General features: G+C 62.5%; 16 protein-coding genes and 1 pseudogene. 10 read left to right on the top strand and 7 right to left on the bottom strand.

Going from position 1 to position 17,574, the window contains the following annotated elements; genetic code table 11:
* The 5 genes and pseudogenes from LB525_RS10455 (at position 1) to LB525_RS10435 (ending at position 3,679) form a co-directional block, all read left to right on the top strand.
* Positions 1 to 492, top strand: a complete 492-nt coding sequence (locus LB525_RS10455) for a RidA family protein (RefSeq protein ID WP_224544535.1) — start codon at positions 1 to 3, stop codon at positions 490 to 492.
* A gap of 24 nt (positions 493 to 516) precedes the next feature.
* Complete coding sequence (locus LB525_RS10450) at positions 517 to 1,716, top strand: aminotransferase class V-fold PLP-dependent enzyme (protein WP_224544534.1); 1,200 nt, start codon at positions 517 to 519, stop codon at positions 1,714 to 1,716.
* 61 nt (positions 1,717 to 1,777) lie between these two features.
* The gene (locus tag LB525_RS10445) at positions 1,778 to 2,593 is read left to right on the top strand and encodes an IclR family transcriptional regulator (RefSeq protein ID WP_224544533.1); all 816 of its coding nucleotides are present in this window, start codon (positions 1,778 to 1,780) and stop codon (positions 2,591 to 2,593) included.
* Positions 2,594 to 2,691: 98 nt separating this feature from the next.
* Positions 2,692 to 2,872 (top strand): annotated as a pseudogene (locus tag LB525_RS10440) (transposase domain-containing protein); the annotation flags it as partial.
* A 189-nt stretch (positions 2,873 to 3,061) separates the two neighbouring features.
* The gene (locus LB525_RS10435) at positions 3,062 to 3,679 is read left to right on the top strand and encodes a hypothetical protein (protein ID WP_224544532.1); all 618 of its coding nucleotides are present in this window, start codon (positions 3,062 to 3,064) and stop codon (positions 3,677 to 3,679) included.
* A gap of 228 nt (positions 3,680 to 3,907) precedes the next feature.
* Here LB525_RS10435 and LB525_RS10430 read toward each other — a convergent pair whose 3' ends face one another.
* From LB525_RS10430 to LB525_RS10410, 5 genes are read right to left on the bottom strand one after another with little or no spacing between them, the layout of a single operon-like run.
* A complete protein-coding gene (locus LB525_RS10430; RefSeq protein ID WP_224544531.1) occupies positions 3,908 to 5,014 on the bottom strand; it encodes a class I SAM-dependent methyltransferase in 1,107 nt (368 codons plus the stop codon).
* Positions 5,015 to 5,029: 15 nt separating this feature from the next.
* A complete protein-coding gene (locus tag LB525_RS10425) occupies positions 5,030 to 5,608 on the bottom strand; it encodes a DUF3726 domain-containing protein (RefSeq protein WP_224544530.1) in 579 nt (192 codons plus the stop codon).
* Positions 5,605 to 7,254 carry a hypothetical protein gene (locus LB525_RS10420; protein ID WP_224544529.1) on the bottom strand — a complete coding sequence of 550 codons (1,650 nt, stop codon included), beginning with the start codon at positions 7,252 to 7,254 and terminating at the stop codon, positions 5,605 to 5,607. Before LB525_RS10420 ends, LB525_RS10425 begins: the two co-directional genes overlap by 4 nt.
* On the bottom strand, positions 7,251 to 8,255 hold the full coding sequence (locus tag LB525_RS10415; protein WP_224544528.1) for an Ldh family oxidoreductase: 1,005 nt from the start codon (positions 8,253 to 8,255) through the stop codon (positions 7,251 to 7,253). Before LB525_RS10415 ends, LB525_RS10420 begins: the two co-directional genes overlap by 4 nt.
* A gap of 15 nt (positions 8,256 to 8,270) precedes the next feature.
* On the bottom strand, positions 8,271 to 9,179 hold the full coding sequence (locus LB525_RS10410; RefSeq protein ID WP_224544527.1) for a LysR family transcriptional regulator: 909 nt from the start codon (positions 9,177 to 9,179) through the stop codon (positions 8,271 to 8,273).
* A 100-nt stretch (positions 9,180 to 9,279) separates the two neighbouring features.
* Between LB525_RS10410 and LB525_RS10405 the strand changes: the two genes are divergently transcribed.
* The 3 genes from LB525_RS10405 (at position 9,280) to LB525_RS10395 (ending at position 12,874) form a co-directional block, all read left to right on the top strand.
* Positions 9,280 to 10,728: an aldehyde dehydrogenase family protein gene (locus tag LB525_RS10405; protein ID WP_224544526.1), complete on the top strand. Its 1,449-nt coding sequence runs from the start codon at positions 9,280 to 9,282 to the stop codon at positions 10,726 to 10,728.
* Positions 10,725 to 11,723 carry a membrane dipeptidase gene (locus LB525_RS10400; protein WP_224544525.1) on the top strand — a complete coding sequence of 333 codons (999 nt, stop codon included), beginning with the start codon at positions 10,725 to 10,727 and terminating at the stop codon, positions 11,721 to 11,723. Before LB525_RS10405 ends, LB525_RS10400 begins: the two co-directional genes overlap by 4 nt.
* A gap of 662 nt (positions 11,724 to 12,385) precedes the next feature.
* Positions 12,386 to 12,874, top strand: coding sequence for a hypothetical protein (locus LB525_RS10395; RefSeq protein ID WP_224544524.1), 489 nt, complete (start codon positions 12,386 to 12,388; stop codon positions 12,872 to 12,874).
* 48 nt (positions 12,875 to 12,922) lie between these two features.
* On the opposite strand, the gene LB525_RS10390 is transcribed toward LB525_RS10395, so the two are convergent.
* Positions 12,923 to 13,237, bottom strand: a complete 315-nt coding sequence (locus LB525_RS10390; protein WP_224544523.1) for a hypothetical protein — start codon at positions 13,235 to 13,237, stop codon at positions 12,923 to 12,925.
* A gap of 706 nt (positions 13,238 to 13,943) precedes the next feature.
* On the bottom strand, positions 13,944 to 16,379 hold the full coding sequence (locus tag LB525_RS10385) for a putative bifunctional diguanylate cyclase/phosphodiesterase (protein WP_224544522.1): 2,436 nt from the start codon (positions 16,377 to 16,379) through the stop codon (positions 13,944 to 13,946).
* Positions 16,380 to 16,868: 489 nt separating this feature from the next.
* Here LB525_RS10385 and LB525_RS10380 point away from each other — a divergent pair, with 489 nt between their 5' ends.
* Together LB525_RS10380 and LB525_RS10375 are read left to right on the top strand one after the other, a co-directional pair.
* Complete coding sequence (locus tag LB525_RS10380) at positions 16,869 to 17,171, top strand: hypothetical protein (RefSeq protein ID WP_224544588.1); 303 nt, start codon at positions 16,869 to 16,871, stop codon at positions 17,169 to 17,171.
* Between the two features lie 37 nt (positions 17,172 to 17,208).
* Positions 17,209 to 17,463 (top strand): hypothetical protein, encoded by a 255-nt coding sequence (locus tag LB525_RS10375; protein ID WP_224544521.1) that lies wholly within the window; start codon positions 17,209 to 17,211, stop codon positions 17,461 to 17,463.
* The last annotated feature ends 111 nt before the right edge of the window (positions 17,464 to 17,574 follow it).

Raw genomic sequence — 17,574 nt, 5'->3', positions numbered from 1 at the left:
ATGACTTTTTCCGAGCCGATGAAGCGATCGGAAAGCTCGCCCAATGACCGCCTGAAGGCGCTGGGCATCACCCTGCCCCAGGCACCACCTCCAATCGCCAATTTTGTCACCCACGTTCAGGAAGGCAAGCTTCTGTTCCTGTCCGGTCAGGGGCCGACCGAGGCTGACGGCATGCAGCACACCGGCAAGGTCGGCGGCAACGTGACGGTGGAGCAGGCCTATGCACATGCACGGCTGACCGGTATCAACCTGCTTGCCGTGATGCGATCCGCGCTCCACGACTTGAGCCGTGTGCGGCGTGTGGTGAAACTGCTCGGCATGGTCAATGCCGTGCCCGATTTCGCCGACCATCCTGCCGTCATCAATGGCTGCTCGGATCTGTTCATCGACGTCTTCGGTCCGGCCGGAATTCACGCGCGATCGGCCGTCGGGCACGGTTCGCTGCCTGGCCAAATCACCGTCGAGATCGAAGCCATCATCGCCATCGATTGAATTCCCACTAAGGAGAGCACCGCCATGCCGATTGAGGACATTCGTCGCCGCCTTGGCTTGAGACCAGTCATCAATGTTTCCGGCACGATGACTGGGCTCGGCGCCTCCATCGTGGTGCCGGATGCCGTCGAAGCAGTGGCGGCGATCCTGAGCGAATTCGTCGAAATGAGTGACTTACAACGTCGCGCCAGCGCCGTGATCGCCGACCTGACCGGCGCCGAAGCCGGCTTTGTCACGGCGTCCTGCTCGGCGGCGATCAGCCTGGCGGTGGCAGCCTGCATGACCGGACCTGATCTGGTCGCGATCGAACGCCTGCCCGACGCGGCCGGGCTGAAGGACGAGGTGGTCATCCAGTCCGGCCATATGGTGAGCTACGGCGCGCCTATCGAGCAGGCGATCCGCATTGCCGGAGCCAAGGTCGTGCCGGTCGGCCAGGCGACAAGTGCCGCGGCCTATCAACTCGCCGGCGCCCTTACCGAAAACACCGCGGCCGCCGTCTACGTCGTGTCACACCACGTGGTGGGCTACGCGCAAATCCCCTTGAACATTTTCGCCGAAGTGGCCCACGCGCGCAACGTACCGGTGATCGTCGATGCGGCGTCGGAATACGACCTGAAGGGCTTCCTGGCCGATGGAGCCGACCTGGTTCTTTATTCCGGTCACAAGTTTCTCGGCGGCCCAACCTCGGGCATCGTTGCCGGATCCAAGGCAAGGGTGCGCGACGTCTATCTGCAAAATCGCGGCATTGGCCGCGGCATGAAGGTGGGCAAGGAAGGCATCGTCGGCGCTGTGGCGGCACTTCAGGCATGGAAAACACGTGATCATGACGGCATCCGCGCCCGCGAACGCAAGGCGCTCGACTGCTGGGCCGAGGCGCTCGATGGCCGACCGGGTATAATCGCCGAGATCGCCCCGGACCCGACCAAAAATCCGCTCGATCGCCTGAAAGTTTCCGTCAACCCTGCTGAAGCCCGCATTGCCGCCTGGGATCTGGCCGACCGCCTGGCTGCTGGCGACCCTCCAGTCATTGTGCGCGACCATGAGGTCGAGCACGGCTACTTCTTCCTCGACCCCTGCAATCTGCATCCGGGTGAGGACCTTATTGTGGCAAAGCGGCTGGCCGTGGAACTGGATCAGGCGCGCACGTCGAACCTGATGGCCGCCACGTCCTTTGAGGAGCGCCTGCGCGCACGGGAAGCGGCAATCCTGAAATGGCCGGATTGATATCACGTATCGGAAACAGCCATACCGTTCTACACTCGCCTTGAGAAAGATGTCCGAACCAATGACCAGGATAGTGGCCCAAATCGAAGCGGCGCCAATTGCGGCGCCTGAGCCGCGCCGCTCGCGCACCAGCGGCATCGACCGGGCGCTGCAGATCCTCGATTATCTGCAGAAGGTGGAGCGACCGGCGACCGCCTACGAGATCGCCCGCGACATAGGCGCGCCGCTGTCGACCATCTATGTGATCGTTGACGACCTTGTGGAGAAGGAGTTGCTTGACCGGCAGGACAACGGCCTCCTGTGGCTCGGGCCTCGCCTCTACCACTATGGTTTGACCTATGCCCGCACCCTTGATCTTCTCAACGTCGCGATCCAGGAGATGCACGAGCTCGCCCTAAGCTCGGGCGAGACTATCCAGATTTGCGGGCGCGATGGCGATCACATGGTGGTGCTCGCCATGAAGGAGGGCAAGGACCACTTCCAGGTGACCTCACGCGTAGGCACTCGCAGCCCCCTTAACTGGACCGCCTCCGGCCGCATGCTGGTCGGCCACTTGCCGGAAGAGGAACGCCGCGCCATTTTTGCACGCTCCGCAACGGCTTCCCCGACCGGCCGAGCCGAAACGGATGAGAAGGTGCTGGCGAGCACGGCCGCCGCGGCCCTCGAACAACGCCTCTCGATCCAGGCCGGTGAATCCGACTTCTCTGTGGCCTGCATCGCCGCCCCCATATGCGACGGCGAGGGGGCTTGCAGGGCGACGATCTCTATCGTGGTTCCCGATATCAAGCTGAAACAGAAGAACCCGGATCTGATCCATCTGGTCAAAGCTAGCGCCAGGCGTATCGAATCCCGGTTGGGCTGGCGCAGTGTAAGGTGACTAACAACGGCGACCGATCGGCATCCCACGCGCGTCCGTCATTACTGGCAACCGCGCCTCGACCTGGACTAGCTAGACGCCAAGATAGCGCTGCAGCCGGCGGCGCCGAGCACTGGGCCGTCGTCGCTTCGCTGATCGAGACCTGCAAGCCGAACGACGTCGAGCCGCTTGGGCTACCTCGCCGAAGTGCTCGCCCGGATCGTGCACCCAAACAGCCAGATCGACGATCTCCTACCCTGGGCCTACATGGCCAATCAGAAGGTTAAGGCCGCAGCCTGAGAAAACAGCTTACTTTCGAGTGATCAATGGTGCTGGCGGCAGACACTCGCGAGAACTACGAGCGATGGCTCAGAGAAGAACCCGATCCTGCCAATCTCCTGAAGATGTTCGCCAGACTCCCTTGATCTTGCCGCGGATGCGTTGATTCATCTATGAACGTTTACGGTCCATGGTCTTCGTGGGGGGATTTTGATTTATACCAGCATGTTCAGGGGCAGCCTTCTCGCTATGGCAATGACTATTGCTGGAGCGTCTGTCGGTTTAGGTGATGATCAAGCGCCAAATTATGGCACTTTCGTCACCAAGATGTCGGTGTTCGCAGGCAAGGTGATGTCAGAACACACTCTCTCACCTGCCGATCTGACGGAGATGGATGAACTGGAGCAGAAGGCTAAATCGACACTTAGTCCATCTGAGTTCGACCAGGTGCACAGGACCGCTGCTTCGATAAAAGCGTTTGCAGCCAGACTTAAGGCTGGAACAGCCTCAGTCGCCCCGCCTACGAGCTCTCAGGCCAGCAAGGAGCTATTGCTGCTTGATGTGATCTACGCGACAGCGGATTACTGCTATCGCCATAATGATCTCTCTTTCAGTGAGACTGATGTCGAGAATATGCGGAAAGCGGTGAAGGCGATTTCTAGCAAGTCAGACTTGGATCAGGCTGCCAAGGATCAAAATTGGCAGTATGGTCAGTACGGGCTGAATCTGGCTTTTAGCCAGCGGACATCCGAAGTCTGTGCGGCGGCTAGGACTCAAGCAGCATTGCTGCTTCCTCAGGCGATCAATCCAGACAAGAACCCGTTCTAAGGTTCAGGTCACGCATCGCACCTGATCCAACTGTACGCCGCCCACGCGTGAGCGGCACATCACTTATTATAGACGCGCTCCAGCGGCCATCGGGCTTCGATGTTTCTTGTGGCACAGAGGCGGTTCGGGGGCGGAGGCCGTGAAACTTCAAGAATGGACGTCCAGTTTGGCCCGGATGATCGTCATCTGAACCTTTTCAGGAAGCGGCGCGCAAACTCTCGGTACCCCTTACGATTTGACGATCTCCGTCACGCAATGGATGTAGTCCATGCGGTGCCCTTCAGGGGCGTGCGCGACGTCGGCTTCGTACGCGCCGTAAAGATCGTCGACGATTGCGGCACGGTCATTGGCGGGACGCGAGGGATCGAGCGCGTTCGCAAAGACGGTTTCCGACCAGGAGCGGAGCGTAGGCACGTAGGCCCTGGCGAAATCCTGCGCGTTGCGATGGACCCGGAAGGCCTCGGCATAGGGGCACGGCGTCACCATGGTGAAGATGTTTTCCAGCCTCAGCCCGGCCTGAGACACCGGCGAAACGGGATCGCGAAAGGGTGCTGCGAACTCGTCCGGCGTCTTATAGAATTGCTGGAACGTCGCGTTGACATATTCCGCCTCGCTGATCCGCCCCGCCGCAAGCAAATCGCGCCAATGGCGCGCGAAGCTGTCGAACATGTCGACCCCGGTCGTATGTCCGAGATAGCGGCCTTCCTCGTCGACGCAGAAATTGGCCAGCGCCAGCCGGCCGCCGGGCCTGAGCTCACGGGCCCTTGCCAACAGGATCGTCTCCCAGTCGCGCAGCCCCTGGGCGCGAAACTGCGCCCGTTCGGCCTCGGTCGCGCCGACCGCCTGGACATGGTCGGCGATCATGCAGGGCCGCTTGCTGATCCAGTGCATCGCCGTGGCGGAAAAGCCGAACGAGAGAGAATTGTCCGGCAGGATCTGGCGGTAGAAGCTGGTGCCGCTGCCGAAGATGTAAAGGCCGGGCGTCTCGGCCAGCGGAACCTCGGCGGAGGTTCCCAAAAGTCCCTGGCTCAGCCGGAACAGGGTCGAGAAGTCATTATGGGGCAGGTCGGTGTAGGTGATCGATATCGCCCGGTCCGGTTCCCTCTCCCGAACCGCGGAGACCAGCCGCCGCATCATGTCCATCGAGGTGCCACCGTCCGCCGCGCCGAAATCGGCGACGGCGAATGGCTGGCCATCGGCCAGCCGAGGCATCCCGGCGACTGCCTTGACGACGAGATCGCCGACCTTGTCGATGACGTATTTGGCGCCGACGGTGTTGGCCGAGTAGTAGCCCGCCCCACGCATGGCGATCTTCTGGCCGTCGGCTGCGCTCATTTTATTCTCCCCTTCTTATTCGTCGTCCACCCGGCCGCCGCCTGCGCCGCGCATGCGCGATCGCTCGCTTTCCGGCACATAGGTTCTGGCGGCGCAGGAACTGAGCGCTGCAAGGGTTTGCTCGTCTATCGCGCCGCGCCGGCCTGTGGCCGGCTGCTCGATTTCGGCGCGATGTTCGATGACGACATCGGCGCGCTTCGCCAGCCCCGCAGGTCGCGCGACGCGCATGGCCGAGCGGCGCAGCATGGCGTCGAGCCAGACCGGCAGACCGACACCAATGATCGTCAGCGGCAGCGCGCTCGCCGGAAGCGGAGCGTCGAGCAGCAAAGCCGCTGTTCGGATCGGACAGAGCGGCGTTTGGGCAGGCTTGTCGGCCTCGCCCTTTCGCCAGCGCGCTGCGCGAGCAGGATCGGGCGCCGTCAGGGATTGCGCGTTTTCGGCAAGGCTCAGCATGGCCATGCCCCAATTGTCGTCCTCAACGGCGATCCGGCGCGCGGCGCGGCCGATATCCTCGGCCAGTCCCCATGAAAACCCGGCGCCCCGCGCCGCCTTGGCGCTCAGCGTTTCCACCTCGTTGAGCGACAGGTCGATCACGCGGCCTCTCCCGCCATCGTGGCGACATCCTCGATCAGCGGCTCGCCGCTGAACAGCGCGATGCGCAGCCAGCGGTCCGAGCGGGGATCGAAGCTGCGCGCGCCGAAGAAGGCCAGCTTGGCGCGCAATATGTCGACGGGCCGCAACTCGGCGCCGATCAGATTGTCGTGGATCTCGGCATAGGGGAATTTCGCGACGATCTGGGCGCGCCGCACCGCATGGCGCCATTCAGGCCGGCGCAGCAGGAAGTCCGCGACACTGGCCGAGGCCGGCTCCTGCGCGAGCGCGGCCGCCAGGCTGAGCGCGTCGCGCGCGGTGGCCAAAGGTTGTTCGAGCTCGGCGCCGTCCTCCTCGAAGCGTTCGCCAAGCCGGGGCTCGAGCTTCTCCGCCGATACATACCAGAAGCGCGCGTTGGCGGCCGGCTGAGCAAAGTCGATTGCCCTCGCCCATGAATAGCAGTCGAGAAGCGCCTGGCGCAGCGAGCCGCAGTCCATGCCGCCGTTGATGGCATGGCCGGGCGTCTCGTCGGCTTTCATCGTGTCGCCGAGCTCGTCGACCAGCGCCCCGTGCGGCTCGAGGATCAGGGAGACGCAGGCCTCCTGCCCTTCCAGGGAGAAGTGCTCTTCCGCGAAGCAGTAGAGCGCGTCCCAGGGCTGCGGTGTCGCCAGTAGCCGGCCGAGGTTTTCGGCCAGCCTATCGAGATCGGCGGCCAAGGACCGGGTCGCGGCGGCCTGGCGGTTGTCGTCGCTGTGCCAGCGGGCCACGCCCCGCGACAGGTCGGCGAGCGCCCGCTCGAAAATCCCCCGTTCCGCCTCGCCTGCCTGCGGCTCGGCGCGCACCCGCGCCAGCGCGGTTTCGCGGGCGAGGAACCAGCTATGCGTCAGCAGCGGGTGGCGCACGAGGAACGGCGCCATGCCGAGTCCCGTCGCGTTTCCCACGCCGAGCGCCCGGCGCAACTGCGGCGCCAGCCTCGCCGCGCCGGCCGGGTTGCGGCGACGGGCGATATGGTCGACAAGGTCGAGCGTGAAGGATCGGATCAGCCAGACGGTGAGCATCTCGGCCTGGAAGGATCCGGCAAGCTCCGGGCGTGCGGCGATCTCGTCGCGGTCGGCAATACCGAACTTGCCGTTGCCGTAAACGGCCGTGGTGCGCAGCAGATAGCCGACGCCGAGAAGTTGCTCCTCGTCCGGCTGTTGTCCCCGCGCCAGCGCCGACGCAACGTCCTCGAACAGCCGCACGCTCTTGTTGGCGCGCGCCAGCACCAGCTCGCTTCTGGTGTAGCGGCCTGCCTCCTGTAGCGGCGCATTTGCCTCCAGTCGCGCGATTTCGGCGGCGTCCGGCAATCCGTCGTAAAGCACGTAGCTGGTATCCCAGGCCTGCGCGATCACCCGGTCGGATCGCTTCTCATCGTCGAGCGGCGTCGAGAAGGCGACCAGGCTGTAGGTTCTGGCCGGCGTCTCGACCGCGTAGACCGCGCGCCCAAATCCGTTGTCGTTGAGGTCGAACAGGTGCTTGCGGACACGCCATTTCTCCCTGGAGGCGCGGCGGATCAGCTGGCGCAGGAAACTGAGCCGCGTCGGATGCGCCGCGCCCAGCCGCTTAAGGCGCATGACGACCTCCGGCGGGCGCAGCGCGATCGCCGTCATGCGGCGGTCCCGGCCAGCTTCTCGAGCGTGGCGAGCGTTTCGGCGGCCACCGCGATGCCTTCGGTTGCGTTCCGCTCTCGCGCGTCAAAGCGCTTCGTGCCCGGAAGCCTCGCTTCACCGACAAAGGCGCCGGCGACGGCTTCCAGATTCCCCGCGAATGCCCCGGCCGAGGTCGCATCGGGCGAGATTGCCAGGAAGAACTGCCCGGTTCCCGGCGGGCCACCGGCCGTGCCGGAGAAGGGGCTGGCGACAAGCCCGGGGTTGGCTCCCGTCAGGCATGCGGCGAAGATCTCCACCAAGAGCGCCGAGCCGACGCCCTTGTAGCCGCCCGCCGGCGCCATCGTGCCCTTCAACGCTTCGCCGGCATCGGTGGTCGTCTCGCCGCTTGCGTCGAAAGCCCAGCCGGGTGGGATCGGCTCGCCGGCGCGGGCGCGCTTGATGACCTCGCTCTTGGCGACGACGCTGGCGCTCTGGTCGATGACGAAGCGCGCCCCGCCCTGCCCGTTCGGGACAGCTAGCGACCAGGGATTGGTGCCCAGCGCCGCCTTACGGCCGCCCCAGGGTGCGATTGAGGCCGGCGCGTTGGTGAAGCCTAAACCAACCAGGCCGGCCTGGGCGATCCGCTCGGTGTGGTAGCCGAGCGCGCCGCAATTGTAGGAGTTGCAGATGGCGAGCGCCGCGACACCTTGCAAGCGAGCCGCCTCGATCAGCGCCGTCAGGCCGAGGGCGATGGCCGCATGCGCGAAGCCGTTGGCGGCGTCGACCGTGACGACCGCCGGAGCCGGCCGCGTCAGGCGCGGCTCGGCCCGCCCCAGCACCTTGCCGCAGGTCAGATGCTCGCAATAGGTCGACAGATACATCAAGCCGTGCGACTTCAACCCGTCGCGTTCCGCCGCCGCGATGCCGGCGGCCAAGGCCTCGGCCTGTCCCTCGCTGGCGCCGTGCCGCACCAGCGCGGCGCGGGCGAGCGTTTCGATGCGGGCTTGGGTCAGGCGTGTCATCCCCTCACCCACCGATCATGCCGCCGCATAGCCGAACTCCCCCTCGCTCGCCCGCGTCTGCAGGCGGATGCATTCGATGAAGCGCAGCGACGCCGGCTGCAGGTTGCGGCCCTCCTTGGCGATCCAGCCGACGGTGCGGCTCGAACGCGGATCGGCAAGCGGCACGAACCGCACGTCGTGACTCGATTTCCAGCGGCAGAGCCGGGGCAGTATGGTGACGCCGAGCCCGGCCTCCACCATCGCCAAATTGGAGCTCACATTGGTCGCGGTTAGCTTGGAGCCGGCGGCGAGCGCTTCGGTCTCGGCAAGCCCCAGTGCCGCGGCCGCGCCATTGCGGATGAAGCTCTCGCCCTCGAGCTCAGCCCATTTCAACGGGCGCTTCGATCTTGCCACGGGATGGTCGGCCGGGCAGACGAAATCGAGCGGCTCATGGAACAGCGGCTCGAAGCTAAGCTGCGTCCGCCTGCCGGCGAGCACGCAGAGGCCCACCTCCACCATACCGTTCTCGACCGCCTCGACGATGGCGCTGGAATCGCTGTCGCGGACGTGTAGGTCGAACCGGCTGCCTTCGGCGCGAAGCTGGGCGATCGCGCGCGGCAACAAGGTCACGGCGACCGACGGCACGCTGGCCACGTCGCAGCGGCCTTGCCGGTCCGCCGCGTAGCTGGTCATCGCCAGGCAGGCGCGGTCGTAATGGGCGATCATGGCACGCGCCTCGTCGAGCACGATACGGCCGACCGGCGAAAGCGCGCCCTTGCGCTCGCTCTCGAACAGCGGCGCGCCGATATCGTCTTCCAGTTGCTTCAAGGTCATCGACACGGCGGACGGCGTGCGGCCGATCTGGTCGGCGGCGGCACGCACGCCGCCGGTTTCGCAGACCGCGACGAAGCTGCGCATGCCGGTCAGGCTGATGGTTTTGGTCACCGTTAAGCTTGCCTGAACATTTGTGCCAAAAATTGAGCTTGATTGAAGTTCACAGCATTGGTTAGGTCGTTGTCAACCGAATTGATGCAGGTCGAACAGGATGTTGAGCGGTCAGAACTTCGTTGCAGGAGAATGGCGCGACGGTGCCGACTGGGTCGAGGATATCAATCCGTCCGACGTTGCCGATGTTGTCGGGCGTTTCGCGCAGGCACGGCCGTCCGACATCCATGACGCCGTCGCGGCGGCGCAAGGCGCGCAACGGGAATGGGCGGCGGCCGGGCTGGAAGCGCGAGCCGCCGTTCTGGACGCCATCGGACGCGAGTTGATGGCGCGCTCGAAGGAGCTTGGCGAGCTGCTGTCGCGCGAGGAGGGCAAGACCCTTCCCGAGGGCGTCGGCGAGGTCTATCGCGCCGGCCAGTTCTTCACCTATTTCGCCGCGGAGGCCTTGCGCAATCTGGGTTCCTCGTCCGATTCCGTCAGGGCCGGCGTGGATGTGCTGATCGAGCGCGAGCCGCTTGGGGTCGTCGCGATCATTTCGCCCTGGAATTTCCCCATCGCCACCGCGTCCTGGAAGATCGCGCCGGCGCTAGCCTTCGGCAATGCCGTTATCTGGAAGCCGGCCAGCGTCACGCCGGCCAGCGCCTGGGCGCTCACCGAGATCATCAGCCGGCAGGCGATCCCGAAGGGCCTGTTCAACCTGGTGATGGGTTCAGGATCGACGATCGGCCGCGAGCTTGCCGCCAATGCCGACATACAAGGGCTGAGCTTCACCGGCTCCGGCGCCATCGGCTCCGGCATCGCCGCGCTCGCCGCCGCGCGCTTCGTGAAGCTGCAGCTCGAAATGGGGTCGAAGAATCCATTTGTGATCATGGACGATGCAGACCTCGATCGCGCCGTCGACCTTGCCGTGAACGGCGCCTTCGGCGGCACCGGTCAGAAATGCACGGCCTCGTCCCGCCTGATCGTCCACCGGCCGGTGCATGACGGCTTCGTCGAGAAGCTGCTGGCGAAAACCAAGGCCCTGAAGGTCGGCCATGCGCTCGAAGCCGGCGTCCAGATGGGGCCGGTCGTCAGCGCCGAGCAGCTCTCGGCCAATCTCGATTATGTGACGCTCGGCATCAGCGAAGGCGCCGAGCTAGCGACCGGCGGCGAGGCGCTCGATCTGGCGCATCGCGGCCACTACATGGCGCCCGCAGTGTTCCTCAACGGCCGTTCGCGCATGCGCATCAACCAGGAGGAGATGTTCGCGCCGATCACCTGCGTGATGACCGCCGACGATCTCGACGAGGCGATCTTTCTTGCCAACGATACGCCCTATGGGCTGACGGCCGGCATCGCCACGCGCTCGCTGGCGCGCGCCACGAAGTTCCGCCACGCCTCGCGCTCCGGCTGCGTAATGGTCAACCTGGCGACCGCCGGCACCGACTATCACGTGCCGTTCGGCGGCGTCCGCGCCTCGAGCTACGGGCCGCGCGAGCAAGGCCGCGCCGCGGTCGAGTTCTACACCCAGATCAAGACCTCCTACATCCACGCGGGCGCGCCCGAATGACCAGCGACACGCCGCAGGTGCTCATCGACGGGTTGCAATACTGCAACTGGTCGCGCGCAATCTTCGAGGAGATGCGCCGGGGCGGACTGACCGCGGTCCATGCCACTGTCGGCTATCACGAAGGCTTTCGCGAGACAGTGCGCCATCTCGTCGATTGGCGCACTTGGCTTCGCGACAATGAGGACCTGATCCTCCTGGCGCGCGATGCGGGCGACATCGAGCGGGCGCGGGCCTCGAACCGGACGGCGATCCTGCTTGGCCTGCAGAACCCGATGCCGATCGAGGACGACATCGGCCTTATCGAGATGCTTTTCGATCTCGGCATCCGCTTCATGCAACTCACCTACAACAACCAGTCGCTTCTCGGCTGCGGCTGGATGGAAAAGGAGGACAGCGGCCTGACGCGGATGGGGCGCGAGGCGATCGCTGAGATGAACCGGCTCGGCATGATCATCGATCTGTCCCACGCCGGCGAGCGGACCGCGCTGGAAACGATCGCGCTCTCCGAGCGGCCGGTGGTCGTCAGCCACGCCAATCCACGCTGGCTGCGCGACAGCAACCGCAATGTCTCCAAGGCCCTCTTGCAGGCATTGCGCGCAAAGGAGGGGCTGCTCGGCCTTTCGCTCTACCCGCTGCACCTTCCGAACGGCTCGGACACGACGTTGGAGCAGTTCGGGAAAATGGCTGCGGAAGCGGCCGGGATCATGGGACCTGACCATCTCGGCATCGGCTCGGATCTCTGCCAGGACCAGCCCGACAGCGTGGTGCGCTGGATGCGCGAAGGCCGCTGGACCCGCGAGACACAGGCGGCGGCAAGTTTCCCGCAGCAGCCATCCTGGTTCAGGTCGAACCTCGATTTTGCAACGCTTTCGGAGGGCCTTCTTTCGGCGGGCTTTGACAAGACGCAAACGTCGCTCTTGCTCGGCGGCGCCTGGCATCGCTTCCTCGAGGCCAATCTGCCTTCGACCCGGAATTCGCAAGCCACCAGCAGTTAGATTTGCCCCGCATGCGTACACGCCAAGCACGGTCTCAGGTTAATACCACGCCAGATCCCGTTAGCACCGCGGCCACTCTGGTCGCCGCCAACGTCTGCTTCCGTCGAGCGGCAAGCCTGTTTCTACGACCGATTTGAAGCGCACGGCCCGCCAACCTTGGGGCCGCGAGCAGAAAGTCGGCTTTTGGCCTGGTGGACGGCTATCGCGCGAAGGGCGTGACGCATGTGGAAAGCGACGTAGTCCCAAGCGCCGGCCATTACGCGGTGGCCGACAATCCGGACGGTGTGGCCGAGGTGATTGAACGGTACCCCGCGCGATGAGAAGAAGGTGATGACCGAGGTCACAAGCCAGAATATGGCAGCGCCCAAAATCCTCGATCGGAATACGTTCCAGGCCGAACTGGACCTCTAGCGGGAGCGCGAGAAGGCCCAAATGCACGAGGCAACGCCATCGTTTATACCGATGTTTACGTTCTGGATGCCGAGGAACTTTTCCCCTTGGACCAAGTTGGATCGTATTGGTTGGGGAACAAGGTCATAAGGCATCGCAAAGTCGTAAGTCCGTCAAGGCAGCGCTTACCAATCAGATCGATGCGGTTCGGCTCAGCATTCAGGCGTTTGCCTTGGGGCGGGCGCATCAGCCGCCAAGTAGCAGGAGCTTAGTTGAAACTAGCCGACGAGGGCCGTCATAGCTCTGAAGATATCAGCGACCTCGTCCTGTCTGATGTCGTGTCTGCACTTCATCGACGAGTTAAGGTCAGCCACGAGTTCGATATTCCCTACATTGCTGGGTACAGCAGGGATGCAACGAAGATTTACATCGACCAACATCTGCCGCGCACCATCAGATGGAGAGGCAAGCACGTGCGCCTCGAACCATTTCTGGTGTGCCACGAAATTGTTGAAAAAGCTCTGTTGGACGAGTTGCGCCTTCATTATCTGCACGCCCATCAAATCGCCTCGCGCGTCGAAAGGGACGCCGTCAGAGGGGCTGGCCTGACCTGGCGGCACTACCAAAGCGTCATCAAGGGCCATGAGAAAGCGATCAATGACGAACAGCTTCGCTGTGTGCCGGGAGATTTAGATCTCACACCTTACAAGGATCTGAAGGACTACCCGTTGCTCCGACGCCTGGTCAAAGCATCGCAGTAGTTCGTTGCATCGGCGCCGAGACCGCGGGGATCGAAACAGGTGCCCCTGTCAAATTTTCTCGCCAGTGGAACTTCCCGAAGGAGCCATCGCTGTGCGCATCGAGGCCGCGCTCGAACACTGATCCACCCCTACGGGCAGGTGAATACCCGTTGAATGATACGTCACGGGCCTGTCGACCCAGGGCAGAGCATCATGACGACCTACTATTTCCACGTCGACGACGGCTAATTCATCCCCGACGAAGATGGTGTCGATCTCCCGCGGCAAGGAAGGAGCCGTGCAGACTGCCGGCGAGATGATAAACGAGAGCAAGCGCTTTTTCTGGAAGTTTATGAAGCCATGTTGACGGACGATGAAGATCATCTCCTGTTCACGCTTCAGTTCGCGGCGAAAGTCCCATCAGGGAATGCGCTCCACATACCGCAAACGTAGGCTGTGCACGGCTAGGCCGCCGTCCGACAAAAAGCCGCCGGCCAGAGCCAGCGGGCAGTACTGGAGTAGCCTGGGGGGCGCGAAGTGGCAACGTGCGCGGCAGGCTACTCGGGAACAGCGCTAATGCCCGAGTTGTTCCCCCGACACCTGTGTCTTGCCCGTCAGTCGTAACACGCGTCGGCCAGACGTCTTATCGGCAAACTCATAAGTCCCGACGACGCAACATATTCCGCAGATCTTCATTTGGGAGTGCTGGCGAGCATAGTCCCTTCATCGCCAGTTCATGGATGCCCACCATTACCTGCGATGATGGTGGCATCCATCAGCCTAAAGGTGCCGGATTGCCGATTCCTCAAGAGCTTGACGACGAATATCTCACCTTTGAGTGCCCACGGTGCGAACGCCCCATCGTTCGAAAAGGCACATGGTTTAAAACCATATCCTCATTCAAATGCCCGTCCTGCAACGCGGCGCTGAGGCTCGGATACCCCGAAAAGCTGCACCTGTTCGAGAAGCACAAGCGTCTGTCCGGGGGACCTCACGAACCGGCGAACCCGCCTGCCTGAACCAAGCCATGGCTAGCCGTACGACCTGTATGGATCGCATCGCACGCCAATCTTGCTCAATTGATCGATTATCAAGCTCGCAAATGGGCTGCTTCTTCGAATAGGGCAAAGACCTTAGACTGAGGTAGGGGGCGACCGAACAGCCAGCCCTGTACGTCGGTACAGCCATTCTCCCTGATCAACTGATACTGTTCCTCAGTTTCGACGCCCTCGGCTGTCGTGGTCATGCCGAGAGTGGCCCCAAGTTCGGCGACGGCCTTGACGATCGCCCGGCTTTCGCTGCTTTCGCATATCAGGCTGACAAAGCTACGATCGATCTTGATGCGGTCGAAAGGGAAAGAGCGCAGATAGCTGAGCGATGAATAGCCGGTTCCGAAATCGTCCATCGCGATGCTGATTCCGAGGTCGCGTAGGCTGTGCAATGTCTGGAGCGTATTTTCATTGTGCGCCAATAGCACCGACTCGGTGATTTCAAGCTCGAGTCGTGATGCCAACAAGCCTGACGAGCCCAATGCCGAGGCTACTTGAAGCGCCAGCCCCGGCTGCTTGAACTGCGCAGGCGAGAGGTTTATGGCAACCTTGACGTGGGAAGGCCATCTCGACGCGTCGCTACAGGCCTGTTTTAGGATCCATTCCCCCAGACCGTCGATAACCCCTGACTCCTCGGCGAGGTGGATGAACTCTGCAGGCGGCAGAAGTCCACGCACTGGGTGGTTCCATCTAACCAGCGCCTCGAAACCGGTGAGCTTCGAGGTCCTCGTATCATGCAGAGGCTGGTAGTGGAGCACGAACTGGTCTTTCGACACGGCCTGCGCCAACTCGGCTTCGAACTGGCGCTGCTCCTGCAGCCGTGCGTCCATTCCAGGTTCAAACGACCTGCATGTGCCACGGCCCTCGGTTTTGGCCTTGTATAGGGCAAGGTCGGCGTTGCGGATCAACGTTTCCGGGCTTTGTCCGTCGTTCGGGAAAACAGCAATGCCGACACTGCAACCGATGTTGATATTGTGGCCCTGGATGGAGAATGAAGCGGACAAGGCATGAATGACCCGGCCGGCAAGCGCCCCGGCCTGATCATTGCCATTAAGCAGAAGCTGAACGAGAACGAACTCGTCGCCGCCCACCCTGGCGGCCATGGCGGTCTCGCCTACATGATGCCTCAGCCGGTCCGCGACAGCTCTCAGCAACTCGTCGCCGATGGGGTGACCTAAGGTGTCGTTGACCGGTTTGAAGCGATCAAGATCGATGCAGTGGACGGCAAGCTTCTCGCCTTGCCTGAGGATGCGTAGGGCTTCGTCCATCGTGTCGGCCAGTAGACCGCGGTTGGGAAGTCCGGTCAGAATGTCGTGTGTTGCCAGATGCTGGATCTGGGCGGTGCGTTCTTCTACCCTCTGTTCAAGAGTCTCAGCCGCGTGCGCTTGCATCATCATGGTGCGACCGATGGAGTACCAACAAATCAGCGCCAGCAATGTGACAATCCCGACGGCCACATACCCAGCCAGTTCGAATTCCCGCACCGATCGAACATCGACATTGCTCGTGAATTGCGTGTCGGGAAAGCCAGCCCAAAGGCGCCAGGCGCTTCTCGGATCGTTGAGCGACAGCGGGATGACCTCGGAATAGATCAGCCTGGGATCAGGTTCCGTGAAAGATCTAGTATTGGTCACCAGCGATTCTGACATCCGGCGCTGGTCGGACTCGAAGCCATATCCGGCATTGACGATCACATAGCCACTGCCAGGCAGCAGCTTTCGCAGCGCCGAGGTGAGCATGATCGCCGAAACGGAGCCGCGCAGGGTTCCGTCCTGTCCAAAGACCGGAACCGAAAGAATGAAGCCAGACCGGTCGGCATCATCGCCGGTGCGAATGAAATTCGTGTTGTCGCAGGTGATCAGCTCTTTGGTCCCGATGATCGGCACGTTTAGCCCGTCAAGGGTGCTTGAGTTAGGGTAGTTTGCCTTAAGCCAGGCAAGCTGTTTCGCCAGCTCGTGGTATTCATAGGTCTCGACCTCCTCAGGGGGGCGAGTCAGCGCATTCTCGTCCAGCTTCCTGGATTTGGGCGCTGCCGCAGCTTCGGATCTCGCCTTGGCATTGACGATTAGCTGGTCGAACTGAAGAATTGGCTCCTCCAGCTTGCCGGTCACGGCGTCGAACCGATCGGGATCGAAATCCAGAGGCAGGAAGTAGACCTCCGAGATCGAGACGTTGTCGGCGAGGTTGTTGTAAATCTGCTGGATCGTTGCTCGCCCTTCGTCGCCGAGGTTGGTGCCGTGTCGGTCAAGGGCCCGGACGCTCGGCAGGAACGTCAGGGTTCGGACATTCTGATAGATCGCGTTCAGAGCGTCTTCGACGGTCTTTGCAGTCGCCCTCGAAGTTGCCCGTGAATTTTCCAGATATCGTTCCTTGGCAAGCGCAAATTCCCTGCTCGCGTCAACACGCAACCCCACCAGGGTGACAACGCTAATCAACAGGATCAGGCCGAAGCCTATTGTTCGCCTGAAGGCATTCATCCGGGGCTCCCCTACCAATCGGCAGAGGTTAGTGTTGTCCGGTTTAGGAACCGCTAATGATCCACCAAGATTATAGATTTATAATCTAGCAAAATAGGACCCTTACTCGCCGCAGCCACTGAGCGCGAACGGCCGGTAACGGCTGCAAATAGAAGCCCTTATCTTTAAAGGCGGGCTAGCTCCCTCCGCCCGCTCGCCGCGCTGTCGGAGGCTATCGAACGAAACAGACCGCCGGCTCTAACTCTATTGATTTCCTGCCCGACAGCTCGATTGCCACCACAGGCGTGAATGAGCCGTGTCATGCCACCACCAAGTTTTAACGTCGCGCATGCTCCTCCGGCATTTGCGGCAGCGAACCGTCCGCACGAGGGCAGACACAATCCAGAAACATTCAGGAAAAACTGCAGAAATCATTCAAGCGTATCATGCTCTGGAGGGATCAGTTCATCGGCTGCGGCAGTGCTGCACTTGCTCGGGTTGCGACAAGCGATGCACAGAATCTCGATCAACTTGATGGGTGCGTTGCTCAGCTTGTCGCTCGCTACGGCAGCGACCGGAGCCTCCACCTCAAAGGCGGCGCCGCTCACCCGGACCGAGCGTTGCACCATTCTCAGCCGTCAAGTTGACGAAGCCCTCAAAACGCATGCCGCGGCAACGCAGGTCACCGCGGCGAAGGCTCTTCAGAGAAAGGGAAACCGGTACTGCGCCAAGAAGAAGGAGGCGCAGGGAATCCGGATGCTCGCGAAAGCTTTGAAGCTGCTTGGAGTGACACTCATCGATCCTGATGGGTGACGCTCAACCCCCGACTTGCCAAACAAGGAATAGACACATGAAAAAGTCTCTTCTGTCTGCCGTCGGTCTTGCATTCGCGCTCGCCGTCTCGATACCAGTTCTCAGCCCTAACGACGCCGCCGCGGCGACGAAGCCAGCGCCAGCAGCGACGGCCGCAACTAGCTCTGCACCCGCTTCGGATGCTATGACCATGAAGAAGGCTAAGAAGCACGTAACGAAGGCCTGCAAGGCGACCAAGAAGCACAAGTGCCCGGTGAAGCACAGGAGGAGCGCCGCGAAGAAGGCCTATTAAGGTTTGAAGTATTGCAAAGAAGGCCGTCCACCTCCGCATTTACCGGGATGGCCTTTTTTGCTCCCGGCTGCGACTGAGTGGGCGCAACGACCGGCTCTTCGTGCCGGCCCG

The organism is Mesorhizobium sp. CA16, from assembly GCF_020165175.1.
Classification (GTDB): Bacteria; Pseudomonadota; Alphaproteobacteria; order Rhizobiales; family Rhizobiaceae; genus Mesorhizobium.
Note: the sequence above shows the minus strand (reverse complement) of the source record. Positions and strands in the feature narration are given on the sequence as shown.

Coding starts and splice junctions, on each gene's coding strand:
- LB525_RS10390 (WP_224544523.1), bottom strand. CDS start 13,237: ATGATCTTCATCGTCCGTCAACATGGCTTCATAAACTTCCAGAAAAAG.
- LB525_RS10430 (WP_224544531.1), bottom strand. CDS start 5,014: ATGAGCGCAGCCGACGGCCAGAAGATCGCCATGCGTGGGGCGGGCTAC.
- LB525_RS10405 (WP_224544526.1), top strand. CDS start 9,280: ATGTTGAGCGGTCAGAACTTCGTTGCAGGAGAATGGCGCGACGGTGCC.
- LB525_RS10420 (WP_224544529.1), bottom strand. CDS start 7,254: ATGACGGCGATCGCGCTGCGCCCGCCGGAGGTCGTCATGCGCCTTAAG.
- LB525_RS10455 (WP_224544535.1), top strand. CDS start 1: ATGACTTTTTCCGAGCCGATGAAGCGATCGGAAAGCTCGCCCAATGAC.
- LB525_RS10385 (WP_224544522.1), bottom strand. CDS start 16,379: ATGAATGCCTTCAGGCGAACAATAGGCTTCGGCCTGATCCTGTTGATT.
- LB525_RS10375 (WP_224544521.1), top strand. CDS start 17,209: ATGAAAAAGTCTCTTCTGTCTGCCGTCGGTCTTGCATTCGCGCTCGCC.
- LB525_RS10400 (WP_224544525.1), top strand. CDS start 10,725: ATGACCAGCGACACGCCGCAGGTGCTCATCGACGGGTTGCAATACTGC.
- LB525_RS10380 (WP_224544588.1), top strand. CDS start 16,869: ATGCACAGAATCTCGATCAACTTGATGGGTGCGTTGCTCAGCTTGTCG.
- LB525_RS10445 (WP_224544533.1), top strand. CDS start 1,778: ATGACCAGGATAGTGGCCCAAATCGAAGCGGCGCCAATTGCGGCGCCT.
- LB525_RS10450 (WP_224544534.1), top strand. CDS start 517: ATGCCGATTGAGGACATTCGTCGCCGCCTTGGCTTGAGACCAGTCATC.
- LB525_RS10415 (WP_224544528.1), bottom strand. CDS start 8,255: ATGACACGCCTGACCCAAGCCCGCATCGAAACGCTCGCCCGCGCCGCG.